16 protein-coding genes are annotated in these 19,365 nt (G+C 66.6%); 9 read left to right on the top strand and 7 right to left on the bottom strand.

Going from position 1 to position 19,365, the window contains the following annotated elements; genetic code table 11:
• The 3 genes from WAX14_RS02095 to rsgA form a co-directional block, all read right to left on the bottom strand.
• On the bottom strand, window positions 1-975 hold a 975-nt coding region (locus WAX14_RS02095), incomplete at its 3' end, for an alpha/beta hydrolase (RefSeq protein ID WP_422626440.1).
• Window positions 976-1,023: 48 nt separating this feature from the next.
• Window positions 1,024-2,163 (bottom strand): alkaline phosphatase family protein, encoded by a 1,140-nt coding sequence (locus WAX14_RS02100; protein WP_422626441.1) that lies wholly within the window; start codon window positions 2,161-2,163, stop codon window positions 1,024-1,026.
• A gap of 111 nt (window positions 2,164-2,274) precedes the next feature.
• Entirely contained in the window at window positions 2,275-3,333 is a 1,059-nt protein-coding gene (rsgA, locus tag WAX14_RS02105) for a ribosome small subunit-dependent GTPase A (protein ID WP_422626442.1), read from the bottom strand.
• Between the two features lie 550 nt (window positions 3,334-3,883).
• Between rsgA and WAX14_RS02110 the strand changes: the two genes are divergently transcribed.
• Entirely contained in the window at window positions 3,884-4,891 is a 1,008-nt protein-coding gene (locus WAX14_RS02110; protein ID WP_422626443.1) for an NAD(P)H-dependent glycerol-3-phosphate dehydrogenase, read from the top strand.
• A gap of 91 nt (window positions 4,892-4,982) precedes the next feature.
• Window positions 4,983-6,437, top strand: coding sequence for a flavin-containing monooxygenase (locus WAX14_RS02115; protein WP_422626444.1), 1,455 nt, complete (start codon window positions 4,983-4,985; stop codon window positions 6,435-6,437).
• Here WAX14_RS02115 and WAX14_RS02120 read toward each other — a convergent pair.
• Entirely contained in the window at window positions 6,391-8,364 is a 1,974-nt protein-coding gene (locus WAX14_RS02120) for an aconitate hydratase (protein WP_422626445.1), read from the bottom strand. The two genes, WAX14_RS02115 and WAX14_RS02120, sit on opposite strands and share 47 nt — an antisense overlap.
• 244 nt (window positions 8,365-8,608) lie before the next feature.
• Between WAX14_RS02120 and WAX14_RS02125 the strand changes: the two genes are divergently transcribed.
• Together WAX14_RS02125 and WAX14_RS02130 are read left to right on the top strand one after the other, a co-directional pair.
• Window positions 8,609-9,289, top strand: a complete 681-nt coding sequence (locus WAX14_RS02125; RefSeq protein ID WP_422626446.1) for a nitroreductase — start codon at window positions 8,609-8,611, stop codon at window positions 9,287-9,289.
• Between the two features lie 80 nt (window positions 9,290-9,369).
• Complete coding sequence (locus WAX14_RS02130) at window positions 9,370-9,954, top strand: sigma-70 family RNA polymerase sigma factor (RefSeq protein WP_422626447.1); 585 nt, start codon at window positions 9,370-9,372, stop codon at window positions 9,952-9,954.
• Here WAX14_RS02130 and WAX14_RS02135 read toward each other — a convergent pair.
• Window positions 9,908-11,095, bottom strand: a complete 1,188-nt coding sequence (locus WAX14_RS02135) for an AAA family ATPase (RefSeq protein WP_422626448.1) — start codon at window positions 11,093-11,095, stop codon at window positions 9,908-9,910. The two genes, WAX14_RS02130 and WAX14_RS02135, sit on opposite strands and share 47 nt — an antisense overlap.
• Before the next feature lie 154 nt (window positions 11,096-11,249).
• On the opposite strand from WAX14_RS02135, the gene aztD reads away from it, so the two are divergent.
• From aztD to WAX14_RS02160, 5 genes are all read left to right on the top strand, one after another.
• Window positions 11,250-12,476, top strand: a complete 1,227-nt coding sequence (gene aztD, locus WAX14_RS02140; protein ID WP_422626449.1) for a zinc metallochaperone AztD — start codon at window positions 11,250-11,252, stop codon at window positions 12,474-12,476.
• Between the two features lie 272 nt (window positions 12,477-12,748).
• Window positions 12,749-13,558, top strand: coding sequence for a trehalose-phosphatase (gene otsB, locus WAX14_RS02145; RefSeq protein WP_422626450.1), 810 nt, complete (start codon window positions 12,749-12,751; stop codon window positions 13,556-13,558).
• 34 nt (window positions 13,559-13,592) lie between these two features.
• Window positions 13,593-16,046: a glycoside hydrolase family 65 protein gene (locus WAX14_RS02150; protein WP_422626451.1), complete on the top strand. Its 2,454-nt coding sequence runs from the start codon at window positions 13,593-13,595 to the stop codon at window positions 16,044-16,046.
• Window positions 16,043-16,858: an HAD family hydrolase gene (locus WAX14_RS02155; RefSeq protein WP_422626452.1), complete on the top strand. Its 816-nt coding sequence runs from the start codon at window positions 16,043-16,045 to the stop codon at window positions 16,856-16,858. The genes WAX14_RS02150 and WAX14_RS02155 overlap by 4 nt, the downstream gene beginning before the upstream one ends.
• Window positions 16,859-16,985: 127 nt before the next feature.
• Entirely contained in the window at window positions 16,986-18,221 is a 1,236-nt protein-coding gene (locus tag WAX14_RS02160; RefSeq protein WP_422626453.1) for a glycosyltransferase family 87 protein, read from the top strand.
• Here the strand turns inward: WAX14_RS02160 and WAX14_RS02165 are convergent.
• Entirely contained in the window at window positions 18,191-18,520 is a 330-nt protein-coding gene (locus WAX14_RS02165) for a branched-chain amino acid transporter permease (protein WP_422626455.1), read from the bottom strand. The two genes, WAX14_RS02160 and WAX14_RS02165, sit on opposite strands and share 31 nt — an antisense overlap.
• A complete protein-coding gene (locus WAX14_RS02170) occupies window positions 18,513-19,163 on the bottom strand; it encodes an AzlC family ABC transporter permease (RefSeq protein WP_422626454.1) in 651 nt (216 codons plus the stop codon). The genes WAX14_RS02165 and WAX14_RS02170 overlap by 8 nt, the downstream gene beginning before the upstream one ends.
• Between the last annotated feature and the right edge of the window lie 202 nt (window positions 19,164-19,365).

The raw sequence follows: 19,365 nt of genomic DNA on the forward strand, positions 1-19,365 counted from the left end.
CCCAAAAGGCACACCGGCGTCGGTGTCGACGGCACGGCGGGCGAAGTCGATGCTCAGATCCAGCACGGCGCGGGCCTCCGGCAGTATCTGGCCGATCACCGGAAATGCGTGAACCTGCCCGGCCCAGATGTGGGTTTCGACGGGACGCCCGGTCCGTTCGATCGCTTCGGTGACGATCTCGACGTCGGGCCGGGTGATCTCGTATTCCGCGACGGCGAAGAACACCGGCGGGAACACGGCGGGGTCGGCCTCGACCGGCGACTGAGCGCCTTCGATGTGGTCGGGGCCGTCGAGCCACATGTCGCGCAGCTTCTCGAGCTGCCGCATCGGCAGGTAGGCGTCGCGTTTCATGTAGTCGGGGTCGTGGGCTTCGAGGTTCAGATTGAGCAGCGGGGAGAATCCGATGACGGCGGCCGGTCGGGTCATGCCGCGCAGCGCCGCGATCTCGGCAACCTTCATCGCAAGGTAGCCGCCCGCGGAATCACCGGCGACGATGACGCGGTTCGGATCTTCCGCGATCGAGAGGATTGCGTTGTACGCGGCCACCGCATCCATCACCGAGGTGCCGATCGACCCTGCGGGTAGTTGCCGGTAGGCCGCCGAGTAGACGGGCACACCGGACTCGGCCGCGAGCAGTGAACACACCGTGCGATGTGTCGCGAGTCCGCAGAACACGAATGCGCCGCCGTGGAAATACAGGATAGTCGCGCCCGCGAGGGCGTCGTCGGCCGGACGCGGCGGTGCAATCCGTTCGCTGGGCACCCCGCCGAGCACCACGTCCTCGATGTCCACACCGCGCGGCCGCGGCAGCAGCGTGTCGACCCGGCGGTCGAGTCTGCTCAACACCGAAATCCCGCGGACGGTGATCGGCCACCAACTCATGATCGGTTTGACCACAATCCTGACGAACCAGAAAATCAGCCACGCCTTCACGCTGGTCGACCAGTGCCAGGTCGTCGCTCCTTGGGTGCGCATGTACGCAACGATAGGTCGAGTGCGGCGCACGAGGCGACGTACTGTCCCTCACAATTCCGGTGACAGCAGCGGAATGAGCAGTTCGTCGGCGGTGAGCGCACCGTGCTGCCCCGGCATCCGTGCCATGACAAGTTCCCCGTCGGTGCGAATGACCGACGATTCGCCACGGCCGACCACGACGATATCGCCGATTCGACTCGCCGCATCCGGCGAAGGGTCCGGTCCGAACAGTCCCGCGGCGAGCACATCGTCGCGGGTGCCGACCCACATGTCGTCGCCGAGTTCGTTGCGCCATCGTTCGAGTACCGCGCCGGGCCGTTCGGTGTGCACGTGCCGACAGCGTGGTTCCCCGGCGATGAAGGTGACATCCTCGGACAGACCGGCACAGTGGTCGTAGTCGATGCGCCGGCCTCGGCTGGTGTCGACCATTCCGTGGTCGGCGGTGACGATGAGCCGTGTTCCGCCGGGCAGTGCGCCCGCGAGTTGTTCGACGAACCGGTCGACGACGGTGAGTTGCGCCAGCCACGCCGAGGATTCGGGGCCGTAGAGGTGGCCGAGCGTGTCGATCTCACCGAGATAGCCGTAGACGAGGGTGCGTTCGGCGGAGCCTGCCGCGGTGACGATCCTGGCAAGCAGATCACCGTAGGCGGACACCCCGACGAACGTGCCGCCCCGCAGCACGGCGCGGGTCAGCCCGCTGCCCTCGAACATTCGGGGTACGACCGTGGTGACCGCGACTCCGTTCCGGTCGGCACGTTCGAAGACGGTGGGATGCGCCTGCACGAGTTCGGGGACGAGGTGGGTGCGCTGATCGATGGCGGTACCGGCGAGGGTCCAGCGCAGCCAGTTGAACGGACTGTCGAGTTCACGCAGGTACGACTGGTATCCGGTCACGCCGTGCCGTCCCGACGGCAGACCGGTTCCCAGCGAGGCGAGACTCACCGCGGTGGTCGTGGGGAAACCGGCGCGGATCGCCTTCCCCGGCATTCCGGTCAGAAACGGTGCGGCACTACTGTTTCGTTGCAGTAGGTTCCAGCCCATCCCATCGACGAGCAGCACCACGGTCCGCGTGCAGTCGGTCAGTTCGAGCCGGTTGGGCTCGCCGGCCACACCGGCGGAGGCCAGCACCGACGGCAGCAGGTCCGCGAGGGTCGGCTGTTCGTAGACGTCTCGGAGCGGCAGACTCATACCTCGAGTATGGACCGTCGGTGCCGGTTTGCTCCCCGATGTCAGATCTGTACCTGTTCGTCGACCTCGGTCCTCGGCGACACTGCCGGAGCAGTTCGGTGACCTCGACGGTCAGCGGTTGCGCTCACGGTAGAACGCCCGGAGCGATCGGCTCGTCACCTTGAACTCCCGGGTCCGTTCCTGCCTCAGCCGGGCGTCCGAGCGGGCCGCGACCCACGCGTTCTCACGTTGAAGTTTGCGATGATTCTCGACTCGTCGCGCATCGAGGTCGCCGCACTCGACGGCGGCGCGGACCGCGCAACCCGGCTCGCTCTCGTGTGCACAGTCCGTGAACCGGCAGTGCTGCGCGCGATCGTCGATCTCGGCGAAGGCAGCGGCGATACCCGCGCTGGTCTCCCACATTCCGACGCCGCGGAGTCCCGGCGTGTCGACGAGCGTCAGACCGTCACCCAGCGGGAACATCTCCCGATCGGTGGTGGTGTGGCGTCCTTTGCCATCACCGGCCCGGACCGGCGCCGTCGCCTGGAGGTCGCGCCCGCACAACGCGTTGACCAGCGTCGACTTCCCCGCGCCGGACGCCCCGACGAACACGGCGGTGCCACCGAGGCGGGTACGCAACTCACTGAGCCCGGAACCGTTCGGCGCGCACACCTCGACCACCTCCGCCCCGGGCGCGATCGCTGCGACGCGGGTGAACACCGATTCGGTCGCCAGGTCGGACTTCGTCAACGCGACGACCGGCTGTGCACCGCTGTCCCACGCCACCGCGAGCAGTCGTTCCACGCGCCGCGGGTCCAGCACGGTGTCCACCGCCACCGTCACCACGACGGTATCCACGTTGGCGGCCAGGGCTTGCTCCTCCGAACGGCCCGACGCGGCGGCCCGGCGGATCACACCGGCCCGCGGAAGTACCGCGCAGATCGCACCGATCGTGTCACCGTCGGTTGCGGGTTCACGAACGATCACCCAGTCGCCGGTGCACACGTCGTGGCCGGACGTCCGCACCCGCAACGGCCCGGCCGAGGTGACGGCGTCGCTGTAGCCGCGCGCAACCCGCACGATCCGGCCGGGTGTTCCGTGAATATCGTTGTCCGCAAATCGCTCTGCGATCTTTTGGGTCCAGCCGTATTCGGCCAGGGGTTCGATTCCGGGTAGGGCATCGGTGTTCACGGGTTGCTCCTGATTTCGCGGTGAAGCGCGGGTTCCCGCCCGCTCCGACAGGTTTCGATGGTGAACCCATCGGCGCCGCAGCGCAATCGAATTTCGGGGTACGGAATCCTGGACGCATGACGCCGATCCGGGTCGTGCGATCGTCGAGACCGGTTCGACGGCGACATCACGTTCCGCCCGCCCTACGGCAAGAAACTCGTCACTCTCCCGCGTTATCTCGACGCGCAATCATGTGGGATGTGGAGCCGGGCTCGGCCGCCGCCGAATCGGGCGCGATCGTCGACACGACGCTCGCCCGGACCCGTCCGAGATCGATCGTTCTGCTGCATGTGATGCATCGGGCGCGCCAGTCGTCGCTGGACTCGATCCCGGGGACGGTCCCGGGTCTCCGAGCCGACGGGTTGCGATTCGTGACGATGTCGGATAGAACTTCGACGGTGCTCCTCGGCGCCGAAACGTCCTCGTCGCGCCGTGCGACCTGACAGGCTGAGAGTCCGTCGTCGTCGGTCACGACAACCAGGGTTCGCAGAAGGCTAGGGAGTGATCACTGATGGCACGTCCGGTTCGCGTCGTCGTTCTCGGTTCCGGATCGTGGGGCACCACGGTCGCGGGTCTCGCTGCGCAGAACACACCGACATTGGTGTGGTCGCGCAACGCCGAGACAGCAGCGGAAATCAACAACAAGCACCGGAACGGTCGCTACCTCGGAGATCGGGAACTGCCCGAATGCCTGCGCGCAACCGATGATCTGACGCGGGCCGCGAACGAAGCCGACGTACTGATCGTGGGGGTGCCGTCGCATGCCGTGCGGTCCACGCTCGAACACATCGCCGACGAGGTCCGCGCGTGGGTGCCGGTCGTGTCGCTCGCGAAGGGTCTCGAGCCGGGTACCCGACTGCGACCGACGGAGGTGATCTCACAATGCCTGCCGGGACACCCGGTAGGCCTGCTCGCCGGACCGAACATCGCCAGCGAAATCGCCGACGGGTTCGCCGCCGCCTCTGTTGTCGCGATGCAGGACGAGTCGGTGGCGAGCGCGTTGCAGCCACTGTTCGCGTCGAAGGTCTTCCGTGTGTACCGCAACACCGATGTGCTCGGCTGTGAGTTGGGTGGGGTGCTCAAGAACATCGTCGCGATCGCGGCCGGCATGGCGGAAGGGCTCGGGGTCGGTGACAATACCCGCGCGATGGTGCTCGCGCGGGGCCTCGCCGAAATGATCCGGCTCGGGGAGGCGATGGGTGCGAATCCGCGGACTTTCTCCGGCCTGACCGGCATGGGTGATCTGATTGCGACGTGTATGAGTCCGGCGTCCCGCAACCGCCGGGTCGGTGAGGCCATTGCGCGGGGGTTGACCGTCGAGGAAGCGGTTGCCGAACTGGGGCAGGTCGCCGAGGGTGTGAAGACCGCGCCGACGGTGATGGAGTTGGCCCGCGAATACGAGGTCGAAATGCCTATTGCCGCCGAGGTCGAGGCGGTGGTCGCGGGACGTCGCACCCCCACCGATGCGTACCGTGGGCTGCGGCGGCGCGCACCGGGAGACGAGGAGGACCTTGTCTGATCAGTCGATTATTCGGCACTGTCGGCAGGACCCTAGATCCTGGTAGATATCGCGATTTGACTGGTCAAGACCCATCTTGAACACTGTTCAAGTGTTGTCGTCCACAGAAGTCCTCATCGTCGGGGCCGGTTTCGCCGGCCTCGGGGTCGCCGCATATCTGCGCGGCCGCGGCCGAAGCGTGCGGGTACTCGAGCGGGCCGACACCATCGGCGGCACGTGGCGCGACAACACCTATCCGGGCTGTGAGTGCGACATCCCCCCGGCGCTGTACTCGTACTCGTTCGCACCCCAGTCCACCTGGTCCCGTGCTCGCGCTCGGCAACCGGAAATCCTCGCGCACCTGCACGAGCTCGCCGGAGCGGCAGGTCTGCACGAGCACATCACCTGCGGGGTCGCCGCCACCGCATGCCGCTGGAGCAAACAGGCGCAACGCTGGTACGTCACCACCGATCGGGGAACAACCTACGAGGCACGTTTTCTCGCCGTCGCGGTCGGCGCGCTCAACGAGCCTCGCATTCCGCGACCGGAGGGCACCTTCGACGGCCCGGCCTTCCACACCGCACGCTGGAACCACGACATCGACCTCCTCCGACGACGCATCGCCGTCGTCGGAACCGGTGCCAGCGCAATCCAACTCGTCCCTCGACTCGCCGATATCGCCGCACAGGTCACCGTCCTTCAGCGCACCGCACCCTGGATTTTGCCGCGTACCACCCCGCGACTTCCTCTCCCTCGCCCGGTCCGGCGCGGCATCGAGTACTGGCGCGCCGAGGCCCGACTTCCCGCGATCACGGGAGCACCGGGCCGACTCGAGCGGCACGCGATGCGGCATCTGCACCGGCACATCGCCGACCCGTCACTCCGAGCCGCGCTCACCCCGCGGTACCGCATCGGATGCAAACGAATCCTGTTCTCCGACGACTACTTCCCCGCTCTGAATCGCGACACCGTCGAACTGGTGCCGTCGCCGGTCGCGCGCCTCGACGGCAACACCGTGGTCAGCGCGGACGGTAGCGCACACCGCGCCGATGTGCTGGTGTATGCGACGGGTTTCCATGTTTCGGGTGCACTCAGCTCGGTGCCGATCATCGGGCGGGACGGCGCGGTGCTGCTCGAACGCTGGGCACGCGAGGGCGCACACGCGCATCTGGGTATCACCCTTTCCGGTTTTCCCAACGCGTTCATCCTGGGAGGCCCGAACACCGGCCTCGCACACACCTCGCTCCTGACCATGTTCGAATCCCAGTTCCGTTACGCTGCAGCAGCAATGGACGCCACAGATCGGGACGGCGTCGACGCGCTCGAAGTCGATGACGATGCGCCGGCCCGGTTCGGCGCCGAAATGACAGCGCGGTCGGCGGGGACCGCGTGGACGTCCGGGTGCGCCAGTTGGTATCTCGACCGGGACGGGGTCAACCGTTCACTGTGGCCCGACTTCGCGTGGCGCTACCGCCTGCGCACCCGCCGATTCGATCGCGAGAACTATCACGTTCCTGCGCTCACCGCCGAGTCGTCACCGACCCCGTTCCCGTCAGTTTCGGAATGATTCCGCCGGCGAGCACGTCCTCGAGTTGACGCAGTGAAAGTCGGTGCAGCACCGGAATATCCTTCTCACGTGTCACATCGTGCACCGACAAGCGGGCTCCCACCGCGAGCGCACCACGAACCCCGTCGAGGAGGAGCATGTCGCCTTGCTCGATCGTGTCGTAGTCGTCCGGATTCTCGAACTCGAGCGCGAGGACACCGAAGTTCGCGAGGTTCTGCCAATGGATCCGAGCGAACGACTTGGCGAGGACGACGTGCAGACCCAGATACCGCGGGGTGATGGCGGCATGCTCACGCGATGATCCTTGACCGTAGTTTTCCCCGCCGACGACGATGTGCCCCGTGGTGTCTCTGGTGTCAGCGGCTCGCTGCGGGTAGGTCTCGTCGACCTGAGTGAAGGTGAACTGCGCGAGCTTGGGGATGTTGGACCGGAACGGCAGAGCGCGGGCTCCCGCCGGGGAAATCTCGTCGGTGGAGATGTTGTCCGCGACCTTCAACAGGACGGGTGCCTCGATCCGGTCCTGCAGGGGCGGGAAGTCGGGCAGCGATGAGATGTTCGGGCCCTTCACCGGTTCGATGCCGTAAGCCTGCGCCTCCGGCAGTGGCGCGACGAGCATCGCGGTGTTCACCGACGCGATCGCGGGCAACTCCAGCGTCGGATAGTCGACTCCGGTCTTCGCTGCCCAGTCGCGGGGATCGGTGATACGCCCGGTCAGGGCGGATGCCGCCGCGGTTTCCGGCGAGCACAACCACACCGAGTCCTCCCTGGTCCCGGACCGGCCGGGAAAGTTCCTCGGCATGGTGCGCAACGAGTTCCGCCCCGTTGCCGGCGCCTGCCCCATCCCGATACACCCCATGCACCCGGACTGGTGGATGCGGGCACCCGCGGTCACCAGATCCAGCGTGGCACCCATGCGGGTGAGGTCGGAGTAGATCTCCCGCGAGGACGGATTGATGTCGAAGCTCACCTCCGGAAGGGTCTGCCGCCCGGCGACCATCGCCGCCGCGATCGCGAAATCGCGCAGTCCCGGGTTCGCCGACGATCCGATGACCACCTGCGCGACCGGTTCGCCGGCGACCTCACGCACGGGCACCACGTTGCCCGGCGACGACGGTTTCGCGATCAGCGGTTCGATGTCGGACAGGTCGATGTGCTCGTCGAGGTCGTACCGTGCGCCGGGGTCAGCGCCGAGTTCGGCATGATCGCTTTCCCGCCCCTCCGACCTCAGGAACGCGAGCACCACGTCGTCGGCGGGGAACACGGTGGTCGTGGCACCCAGTTCGGCGCCCATGTTCGCGATCACGTGCCGGTCCATCGCGGTCAGCGTGGCCAGTCCCGGACCGTGATATTCGAGGATCCGGCCGACCCCGCCCTTCACACCGTGCCGGCGGAGCATCTCGAGTATCACGTCTTTCGCCGAGCACCACGGTGGTAGCGCACCGGTCAGTTCCACACCCCAGATCTCGGGCATTCGGAGATTCAGCGGCTCGCCGGCGATGGCGAGTGCCACCTCGAGTCCGCCGACGCCGATCGCGAGCATGCCGAGCGAGCCGGCCGCCGGCGTGTGCGAATCGGATCCGGCGAGCGTCTTTCCCGGAATCCCGAACCGTTGCATGTGCGTCGGGTGTGACACTCCGTTGCCCGGTTTGGAGAACCAGAGCCCGTACCGCAGGCAGGCGGTGCGCAGGTACTCGTGGTCTTCGGCGTTCTTCTCGTCGGCCTGCAGCAGGTTGTGGTCGACGTACTGGACGCTGACCTCCGTCCGCGCGCGGTCGAGACGCAGAGCTTCGAGTTCCTGCATCACCAAGGTTCCGGTCGCGTCCTGGGTGAGGGTCTGGTCGATCCGGATGGCGATCTCCTCGCCGGGGATCATCTCCCCGGACACCAGATGCGCACCGATCAGCTTGCGTGCGACGTTCTCCGACATGACGGCTCCTGCCCGCACCGCACACCGGCGGCAAGCCGGGGTGGTGCTGTCGATTCGCTCCCTCCAGCATGCGCCGATTCCGTCGCCGGAACTACCGCCCCGCCGCGCCGGGTGATGATTCCCATCACCCGGACAGACCGAATACTGGTTCCCGTCACCCGGGGAGGGAGGGTGCCGGGGGCGGGCTCCCGACGAGCGGGATCCTGAACGATCGCTAGCTCCCGCTGTGTGCGATCGTGTCGGTATGACCGTCCCCGATGCGACCACCCTGTCGAGCCTGCTCGACAGCCGGTACAGCTGCCGCGCGTTCCTCTCCAAGCAGGTGCCGCGCGAGGACATCGAACGCATGCTCCGGATGGCACAGCGCACTCCGTCCTGGTGCAACTCGCAGCCGTGGCAGGTGCACGTGGCCAGCGGGGACGCCACCGACCGGCTTCGGACGGCGACCTACGAGCAGGCCATCTCCGGCGTCCTCGACCCGGACATCGCAGGCCCCGCCGAGTACCGCGGCGAATACGCCGAGCGCCGGCGCAGCGCGGGGTTCGCCCTGTACACCGCACTCGGCATCGCCCGCGACGACTATGACGCCCGCACCCGGCAGATGCTGGAGAACTACCGGTTCTTCGGCGCCCCGCACGTTCTGATCATCACCACCGACAAGCAGCTCGGCACCTACGGAGCCGTCGACTGCGGTGGCTACGTCGCCACCCTGCTGCTCGCCGCGCAGGCGCTGGGAATCGCAGCGGTGCCGCAGGCCGCGGTCGCGATGACGGCAACCGCCTTGCGCACAGAACTCGGCATCTCCGACGAACGCGACATCGTGTGCGCCGTGTCGTTCGGCTACGCCGACGAGACACACCCGGCGAACGCGTGCCGTACGGACCGGGCCGAACTCGGCGACGTCGCGCGGTGGGTGGAGGACTGACCACCCCAGGGGTTCTGTCGTCGTGACGACCCGGTAGCGCACGCTCGAGGTGTCGAATTCCCACACCGAGAGGAAGCACCGTGGCCGACACCGAAACCGAGGCACTGCTCCGCAATTGGGTTCCGCGCGCCGTTGCCGGTGAACCGCACGCAGTTGGGGTGGTGGTGCGCTCGATCCACCCGCACGTGATGCGTTTCTGCGACGCCCGGATGGACGCGCACACCCGGGCGCACACCCCGGTCGAGGACCTCACTCAGGAGGTGTGCCTCGCGCTGACCCGCGCACTGCCCCGCTACCGGGATCAGGGAACGTCGGTGTTGCGCTTCGCTTTCGGAATTGCCACTCGGAAGATCGCCGACGCCCGCCGCGGCGCCGCCCGGACGGTGCCTGTCGTGCACGAGGCACCTGCGCCGGGTCCGGACGAAGCCGTGCTCGACGGGGAGCTGATCGCCGCCGCCCGGCAACTCATGGCAGGCTTGCCCGAACAGCAACTGCTCGTACTGGAACTGCGGGTCATGCAGGGATACAGCACCGAGCGAACCGCGGCACTGCTCGGCACCACGCCGGGTGCTGTCCGTGTCGCCCAGCACCGGGCATTGAATCGTATCCGGCTTCAGCTCAATCGGATTGAGCGCGCAGATATCGTCCGAAGTGCGGAACGGTGAATCCGATGAAGCCGCGTTCGGCGGAGTAGATCAGGCCTTTCTTGATGAGCCCGTCGCGCGCCGGGGACAACGACGCCGGTTTCCGCCCGAGTTCCGCTGCGATCTTCGAGGTCGCGACGGGCCCGTCGTCGCCGGACAGGTCGGCCATCGCACGCATGTATTCGCGTTCGGCGGGTGTCGCGCGTTCGTACCTCGATCCGAAGAACCCGACGGCGAGTTCCTCTTCGGCCGCCGGGGCCCCGACCCGAACGTCCTCCGCGGTGATCGGGCTCGTCGCCGCCACATCCCAGGTCGCCTTGCCGTAGGCCTGCACGAAATACGGGTACCCGTCGGCCGTTTCGTAGAGTGCGTCGAGCGCGCCCTGCGTGAACTCCACATCTTCGCGTTCGGCGGGGGCGATGAGCGCCAGGTCGGCGGCGGAACGTTCGAGCCGGTCGATGCGGTGATAGGTGAACAGCCGCTCCGAGTAGCTCTTCGACGCGGACAACACCGCCGGCAGATGGGGCAGGCCCGCCCCGACGACGATGAGCGGTGCCGTGTCCTGACTCAGCTCGTGGCAGGCCCCGCAGATCGCCGACACGTCGGCGGCACCGAGGTCCTGCATCTCGTCGATGAACAGCGCGATACCCACCCCGACGTCACGGGCCAGGCCGGACGCGTCGACGAGTAGTTCCACCAGGTCGATTTCGATGTCGCCGGAGTCCGCGCGACCCTTGACGGCAGGCGCGTCGATTCCGGGTTGCCAGCGTTCGCGCATGCCCTTGTCTGCGGTGGCGCGCAGCGCGAACGATTTGAGGACGCCGAGGAAGTAGTCGACCGAGTCCCGGTCGGGGTGTGCCGCCGCGATCTCGCGAACCGCCATGTGCAGTGCCGACGACAGCGGTCGCCGCAGATCCTGGTCGGGTCGTGCTTCGATTTTGCCGGTTCCCCAGCTGCGCGTGATTGCGGCCGAGCGCAGCTGGTTGAGCAGCACGGTCTTGCCGACGCCGCGAAGCCCGGTGAGTACGACGCTCCGTTCCGGCCGTCCTCGCGCGATGCGTTCGAGCACCACGTCGAAGGCCGTGAGTTGTTTGTCGCGGCCGGCGAGCTCGGGCGGGCGCTGTCCCGCGCCCGGGGCGTACGGGTTGCGGACCGGGTCCATCGGTCGATGGTAGCGACACGCGCCCGCGTTTCCGTGTTCATCGGGGCGGTGATTCGCGCCCGGCGGGATACCGTCCGGCCTTCGCAGTCGACGGGTGCAGACATTCGCATATTCGACTTTGACATCCATTTCCATTACTGGATAGATCTGTGGCATGACATCCCACCGCCGATCCGGCGCCGCCGTGCTGTCCGCCGGCCTCGCCGTCGCCCTCCTCGCGGGCTGCTCGTCCACCGAATCCGAGGACACACCGACCGTCCCCGAAACGCCGACTCCGGCCGAACCCGCGGAGGTCGGCGCTGCACAACCACGGCTGGCCGTGACCTACGACGGCGGGATCCTCGTCGTCGACGCCACCAGCCTCGACGTGATCGAGGACCTGCCGCTGAACGGCTTCAATCGACTCAGCCCCGCAGGCGACGGCCGCCATGTGTTCGTCTCGACATCCGGCGGCTTCCGCGCACTCGACACGGGAAGCTGGTCCGAACCGCACGGCGATCACGCCCACCACTACGCCGGCGCCCCTTCCTGGACGACCGCGGAATACACGGCCGAGAAGCCCGGTCACGTCGTCCATCACGCCGACCGCACTGCGCTGTTCGACGACGGCACCGGACGGATCACCGTGTTCGACCCGGCCGACCTCGCGGACGGTACGCCCGCCGCCGACACGGTCGCCCTGCCCGACGCCCATCACGGCGTGGCGGTACCCCTGCCCGGCGGAGGACTCCTCGTCACACTCGGAAACAGCGACTCCCGCAACGGAATCGCCGTCCTCGATGCCGCCGGCACTGAGCTCACCCGAAACGAACAGTGCCCGGGTGTCCACGGCGAGGCAACTGCCCGCGACGCGATCGTCGTCGGTTGCCAGGACGGCATGCTCGTCTACCGCGGTGACACCATCACCAAGGTCGCTGCACCCGATCCGTACGGCCGGCTCGGCAATCAGGCCGGATCCGAGGACTCCGACATCGTTCTGGGCGACTACAAGACCGATCCGGAGGCCGAACTCGAACGGCCCGAACGTGTCGCCTTGGTGAACACGGTCACCTCGGACCTGCGACTGGTCGACCTCGGAACCAGTTACACGTTCCGGTCGCTGGGTCGCGGGCCGGAAGGCGAGGCGCTCGTCCTCGGCACCGACGGCAACCTGCACGTGATCGACGAACACACCGGCGAGGTGACCCGGAAGATCGCCGTGGTCGATCCGTGGACCGAACCGGACGAGTGGCAGCAGCCCCGGCCCGCGTTGAAGGTCGTGGGCGGCACCGCATTCGTCACCGAACCGGACGGCAACGAACTGCACGCCGTCGACCTCGCCACCGGCGCGATCACCACCGCCACCCTGCCGCAGACTCCGAACGAACTCAGCGGAACCTGATCGGCGGTCGATCCGGGCGAGCGGCACGACGGTGTTGCCGTCGGACCACACGACGGCACGAAGTACACGTTCTGGTCGGTCGAGCGGGGTGGAGGAATCCGCCGTTCATTCGGTAATCTATCTGACTCTAGATATTTCACTAGATACATGAATATTTAGGTGTTGTCGGCGGCTCCCACCACCGCGACTCACTGCACCGACCCGCCGATCGACCGATCCGTGCGACGATGAAGCCCGGTCACCGAAGCCCGACTTCTGGAGGTGCTCAGATCATGCCGGACACGATCGCGCATGACGTTCCCCTTGCACTCGGGAATCCCGAACTCGCTCGCCGACTCGCCGGCCGCCGACCGGCCGTGTTCCTCGACTACGACGGTGTCCTCACCCCGATCGTGGATCGCCCCGAAGATGCGATCATGTCGGATCATATGCGGGCCGTCGTGCGCGAACTCGCCACGCGCATGCCGGTGTGCGTCGTCACCGGCCGCGACCGGGTCGTCGCACAACACTTGATGGGCCTCGACAACCTCACCGTCGCGGGCAGTCACGGTTTCGACATCTGGACGCCGGAAGGCGGTTCGCTCTCCGACGCGCACGTCGCGCGCTACACCGATCTCATCGCGGAGGTCACCGAACGGCTCCGCACCGCGATCCACGAAATCCCCGGCGCGCACGTCGAACCCAAACGCGCATCCGTCGCACTGCACTACCGCCTCGCCGACCCCGCCGACCGCGAACGTATCTCGGTGACAGTGCAATCCGTGCTCGACGAATATTCGGACAGGGTGAAGGTCACACCCGGAAAAATGGTGTACGAGTTCGGCCCGAACGTCGACTGGAACAAGGGCAAGGCCGTGCTCTTCCTCATCGACGCACTCGGCCTCGCCGACGACGACGTGATTCCGCTCTATCTCGGTGACGACATCACCGACGAGTACGCGTTCGAGGCACTGCGCGACCGCGGGATGGGGATCCTCGTCGGCGACCCCGACGATCCCGACCTGGCGGGCCGGATCACAGCGGCCGACTATCTGCTGGCATCCGTCGACGAGGTGGAACGTTTCCTGGAAACCCTGACCTGATCATGTGCGGCGCGCAACCTGGAGGTGAAACACTGTGCAGGCTCCGGATTTCGGACTCGACTACGACCGTTTCGACAGCGCCACAGAAGGTTTACGGGAAGCGCTGACATCCACCGGCAACGGCTATTTCTGCACACGCGGCACCGCCGAGTGGGAGGACATGGGGCCGGTCCACTATCCAGGCACCTACGTGCACGGCATCTACAACCGCGAAACCACCATCATGGGTGGGCGCCCCGTCCTGAACGAGGACCTCGTCAACGTATCGAACTGGCTGGTTCTCAAACTGCGCATCGACGGTGAAGACGCGATCCGGCTCGACAACGTCGAACTGCTCGGATACCGCCACACCTACGACATCCGCTCGGCGACCGTGCTGCGCGAAATGACGTTCCGGGACCACTCCGGGCGTGAGACGACACTGCGGAGCCGTCGGTTCGTCAGCATGGCGGACAGCCACCAGGCCGCGATCGAATGGACCATCACCCCCGAGAACTGGTCGGGGCGAGTCGAAGTGGTGTCCGCACTCGACGGTCGGGTCACGAACCGGGTCGTGGCCCGCTACCGGCAACTCGAAGGCAGGCACCTGGACCCGGTCTCGCCGCGCACATTCAGCGACGAGACGATCGCCCTGCGTGTGCAGACACGACAATCCGATCTCTATGTGGCCGAAGCCGCGCGCACCCGGGTCTTCCGCGGAATCGACCGGGACAGCCCCTGCGAGGTGGACCGCAGCCTCTACCAGATGGAGGACTACATCCAGCAGGTGCTCGGCTTCGACGTCGAACGACGCAAACCTGTCCGGGTGGAGAAGATGGTGTCCCTGTATACCTCGCGGGACAACGCCATCACCGAACCGCTGGTCGCGGCGGGCACGCACGCGCTGCGCTATCCGGATTTCGCGACGGCCTTCGCCGACCATTGGGCCGCCTGGGACGAATTGTGGGACATCTGCGATGTGCAACTGCCCGGCGAGCCCCGCGCCCACCTGTTGCTGGGTCTGCACGTCGCACATGTCCTGCAGGTCTGCTCCCGGCATACCGCACGGCACGATGCGGGGGTCCCGGCGCGTGGTCTGAACGGCGAAGCATACCGAGGGCATGTGTTCTGGGACGAAATGTACGTCTACCCGTTTCTCAACCTGCGGATGCCGGAGGTGACCCGAAGCCTGATTCTCTACCGGTACCGACGCCTCGCCGAAGCACGGTGGGCCGCAGAGAAAGCCGGATTCAACGGCGCGATGTTCCCGTGGCAGAGCGGCAGCGACGGCACCGAAGAGACCCAGGAAGTGCATCTCAATCCTCTATCCGGACAGTGGGATCCCGACCTGAGCCGCAATCAGCGGCACATCAACGCGGCCATCTTCTACAACGTGTGGCGCTATCACCAGACCACCGACGACGCCGAGTTCCTCGCCGACTACGGCGCGGAACTCATGGTCGAGATCGCCCGGTTCTGGGCGTCGATCGCACACTGGAATCCGGAACGTGAGCGGTACGAAATCCACGGCGTGATGGGTCCGGACGAATTCCATGAACGCTATCCCGGCACCGACGAACCAGGCGTCCGCAACAACGCGTACACGAATGTGATGGTCGCATGGGTGATGGGGAGCGTACCGTCGATCCTCGGGACGCTGTCCACGATCCGGCGCACCGCGCTGCTGTCTCGCCTGGCGGTGTCCGACGACGAACTCATCCTGTGGGAGAACATGAGTCGACGCATGTTCGTACCGTTCCACTTGGGTGTGATCAGTCAGTTCGAGGGATACGACGAACTCGAGGAACTCGACTGGGATCACTATCGGGCCGGCTACCCCGACATCGGGCGCCTGGACCGGATCCTGCGCGCCGAAGGGGAAGATCCCAACCGCTACAAACTGGCGAAGCAGGCCGACACGGTGATGCTGTTCTTCCTGTTCGACTACGAGGAACTCGAACCGGTCTTCACCCGGCTCGGTTATCCCTTCGACCGGGACCTCGTGAATCGCACCATCGAGTACTACGACGCGCGGACCTCCCACGGTTCGACGCTGAGCCACGTGACGTTCGCGTCGGTCCTCGCCGACCTCGACCCGCTCGGTTCCTGGGAACGATTCATGGTGGCGCTCGAGAGCGACGTCAGCGACCTTCAAGGCGGCACCACCAAGGAAGGCATCCACATGGGTGTCATGTCCGGCACACTCGACGTGGTGCAGCGCACCTATGTCGGCGTTCGGGTCTGCGACGGTGTGCTCGTCTTCCGGCCACGGCTCGTCGATCGACTCGACGGCGTGTCCTTCTCGATCCGGTTCCGCGGCACGCCCCTGCGGGTACGCATCTCCGGTGGGGAACTGACCGTGCTCGCACAGGCCGAGGGATTCCACGTTCCGGTCCGGGTCGCGGTCGACGGCGAGGAACACGAACTCGGTCCCGGTGACAGCTGCGCGTTCGTGCTTGCTGCGCAACGATCGTCGACCGATCTGCACGCGCACGAGGTAACCCCGTGATCGCAGTCTCGTCCGGCTCCCGGTTGCGGCCCACCGGGTTCCGCGGCGCGATCTTCGATGTGGACGGCGTTCTCGTCGACTCTCCGCACGAGGTGGCGTGGCGGCAGGCGCTGGACGAACTGATGACCGGCGACTGGTCCGGCATCCGGGACTCGACGACATGGTCACCCCATGCGTTCACCTCGCATGTCTATCAACAGGTGCTGTCGGGAAAGCCCCGGCTGAGCGGGGCCCGGGCGGCGCTCGAGTACTTCCACGTGCCGGACACCGCCCCGGCGGGTGACGCCACACTCGCCGCGATCTACGCCGAGCGCAAACAGAACCTCATGACCCGGCTGATCGACGCGGCGGCGTTTGAGGCATATCCCGACGCGGTGCGGTTCGTGCTGGCCGTGCGCGCCGCGGGCATCCCGGTCGCTGCCGCGTCGTCGTCGAAGAACGCCGACCGGTTCCTGCGCGGCATCTCCCTCGACGACATCGTGGTCGCCGGCGAGGCGGCCGGCACCACGCTCCTCGATGTCTTCGATGCGAACCTGTCCGGACGAGATTTCGCCCGCGGCAAACCGGACCCGGAGATCTTCCTGACCGCCGCCGCGGAACTCGGCGCGTCGCCCGAGTCGTGTTTCGTCGTCGAAGACGCGGTGAGCGGGATCCTGGCCGCGAAGGCCGGGGGCATGGCCGCGCTGGCGGTCGCCCGCGCGGACGATGCCGAGGCACTGGTCGCGGCCCGCGCGGATCTGGTGGTGGGCTCGCTGGACGAGGTCGATCCCGATCGGTTACTCAACGGGGAACTGACTGTCCGAGATGTCTGAATGCAGCACATCGGAGGCGTAGTCGTCGACTTCCCACACGGGACTCGATGACAACGATTGCGTAACGTGACCGGGGTTCCATGCCGTGCGGCGCCTGTGCCGTCGCGAACCCAGGGGGTGCACGCTCGTGCTGTCGACCGAAATCCGAACCCGACCGGTGCAGACGGCGCTCACTGCGCTGGGGCTGGTTCTGTCGGCGATCGTCGTGACGATGCACCTGCACGATTCGGTGACGCAGTACCTGATGGACCTCGACGTGTTCCGGGATGCCGGCGACGCGTTCGTGCGTCACACCCCGCTGTACACGGAAGGTTTCCACACCAGTTCGGGCTTCCGCTTCATCTATCCGCCCGTCGCCGCATTCCTGTTCTCGGCGCTGACCGTGGTCGGCGCCACCACGATGCAATTCCTGTGGACGCTCGGCCTGATCGTGCTGGTCTGGTGGGTGCTCGAGGTCGCGCTGCAACGCATGCACGTCGAACGGGCGAACCTGCTGGCGACCGCCGCACTCGGACTGGCCCTGTGCCTCGAACCGATACGGTCCAACTTCGTGTTCGGACAGATCAACATCGTGCTCATGGCACTGGTCGTCGCCGACTGCCTCGGTGTGATCCCGAAACGGTTCCGCGGTGTCGGTATCGCACTCGCCGCAGCCGTCAAGATCACACCCGCAGCGTTCGGACTGCTGCTGTTGTTGCGCCGGGACCTGCCGTCGGTGGCCCGCGCCGCAGGCGGCTTCGTCGCGCTCGCCGCCTTCGGCTACTGGCTGCGACCCGAGTCGTCCGTCTACTTCTGGACCCACGAAGCGTGGGCCACCGACCGCGCCGGCGACCAGGAATTCTTCCGGAACCAGGCACTGACCGGTCTCATCGCGCGATTCGACTTCTCCGAGACGGTCACGAAGGGCCTGTGGGTGGTCGGTGCGGTCGTCATCGTCGCGGCGGCCGCGTGGGCAGCGAATCGTTTCCTCGGCGCGGACGAACCGGTCCTCGCGCTCGGTGTGATCGCACTCGCGACACTGCTCGCCGCCCCCATCGCCGTCACCCACCACTGGGCATACAGTGTGTTGCTCATCGCGATTCCCCTCGCGCCGCAGTACCGCCACTGGTGGCCGGTACTGCTGCCCGCCGCACTCGTGTTCCTCGTCGGACCGAACTACCTGCTCGTCGATGCGCCCTCGCACGGTTGGGTGGAGCAAATCGTCCTCGAAGTGCTGGGTAACTCCCAGTGCCTCGCCGCGATCGTGCTTCTGATCGCGGCGGTGGTCGCCGCACGGTCGCGCCGCGAATCCGAACCGACAGTCGGTGACGCACACGCCACCGATGAGGCGGTTCAACCCCAGAGCGCACCAGCCACCACGTAGGAAGCGGTACCCGCGACGGTGCTCAGCGCCGGGTTGCGGCGCCACAGATGCACGGTGACGGTCACGCCGAGTCCGATCACCGCGGGCAGCCACGTCGACGCGCCGGTATCACGCAACGTGTACATCACCAGGATCACCATCACCCCGGCCGGCATCGTCGTGCCGAGGAACTTCACCACCGCCGAATCGCGCAGGAACGCCAATGCGGCGAACGGCGCCGCGCGCAGTCCGACCGTGACCGCGAACATCACCAGCAGCGACGCCAGCACATAGCCTGCGCCCGGCACCGAATCAGGCATGAGATACCCGATTTCGGTAGACATACCGGACGATCAGCGCCGACACGAACAATCCGAGCGCGACCGGAAGCATGATGTCTTTCGTAAGCACCAGCGCCACCAACCCGCACACCAGGGCGATCGCGGGTGCAGGCAGGTCACGGTTGATGAGGAAGGCGTCGATCGCGAGCACTGTGCACAGCGCGGTGAGCGCGAATTCGAGCCCCGACAGGCCGGCCGGAATCGCGGACCCGATCAACGCCCCGATCGTGCCCGACGCCACCCACATCACCTGGCACAACACCTGGACGGTGAGGATCCGGGTGCCGGTCAACTCGTCGTGGGGTTTCGGGGCGACGATCGCGTACGACTCGTCGGTGAGTGCGTACACGCTGTAGATCCGTCCGATGCGACTGTGTATCGACCGGAGCGGGAAGCTCAGTCCGTAGAACACGTGCCGGAAGTTGATCAGCAGTGTCGCCGCGGCCAGCGACGCGAACGGGGTGACCGCGCCGATCAACCCGACCGCAAGGAACTCCATCGACCCGGCGTAGATGACGGTGGAGAAGATCGGTGCCCACCACCAGTCGAATCCGCCCTGGGTCAGAACCACCCCGAACGCCAGACCCAGCGGGATCTGAATCGTCCCGGGTTTGATGCGCACCTTCTTTCTTGGGAAGGTAATCCTTATGCCGAATGTCTATCCAGCCGAGGTGCGAGAGAAGGCCGTGCGCCTGGTCCTCGAACACCGTGGTGACTACGCCTCGGAATACGAGGCGATCCGCACAATCGCCGAACGGATGTCACTGAAGACGGAGACCGTACGGGTGTGGGTCCGCAAGGCCGAAGCGGCGGGTGGTGGCACC

Source organism: Rhodococcus sp. (in: high G+C Gram-positive bacteria) (assembly GCF_049299235.1).
Lineage (GTDB): Bacteria > Actinomycetota > Actinomycetes > Mycobacteriales > Mycobacteriaceae > Rhodococcus.

Bases quoted from the DNA above. Each gene is read 5' to 3' on its own strand.
- WAX14_RS02100 (WP_422626441.1), bottom strand. From the start codon at position 2,163: ATGAGTCTGCCGCTCCGAGACGTCTACGAACAGCCGACCCTCGCGGAC.
- WAX14_RS02110 (WP_422626443.1), top strand. From the start codon at position 3,884: ATGGCACGTCCGGTTCGCGTCGTCGTTCTCGGTTCCGGATCGTGGGGC.
- WAX14_RS02120 (WP_422626445.1), bottom strand. From the start codon at position 8,364: ATGTCGGAGAACGTCGCACGCAAGCTGATCGGTGCGCATCTGGTGTCC.
- WAX14_RS02125 (WP_422626446.1), top strand. From the start codon at position 8,609: ATGACCGTCCCCGATGCGACCACCCTGTCGAGCCTGCTCGACAGCCGG.
- WAX14_RS02135 (WP_422626448.1), bottom strand. From the start codon at position 11,095: ATGGACCCGGTCCGCAACCCGTACGCCCCGGGCGCGGGACAGCGCCCG.
- aztD (WP_422626449.1), top strand. From the start codon at position 11,250: ATGACATCCCACCGCCGATCCGGCGCCGCCGTGCTGTCCGCCGGCCTC.
- otsB (WP_422626450.1), top strand. From the start codon at position 12,749: ATGCCGGACACGATCGCGCATGACGTTCCCCTTGCACTCGGGAATCCC.
- WAX14_RS02165 (WP_422626455.1), bottom strand. From the start codon at position 18,520: ATGCCTGATTCGGTGCCGGGCGCAGGCTATGTGCTGGCGTCGCTGCTG.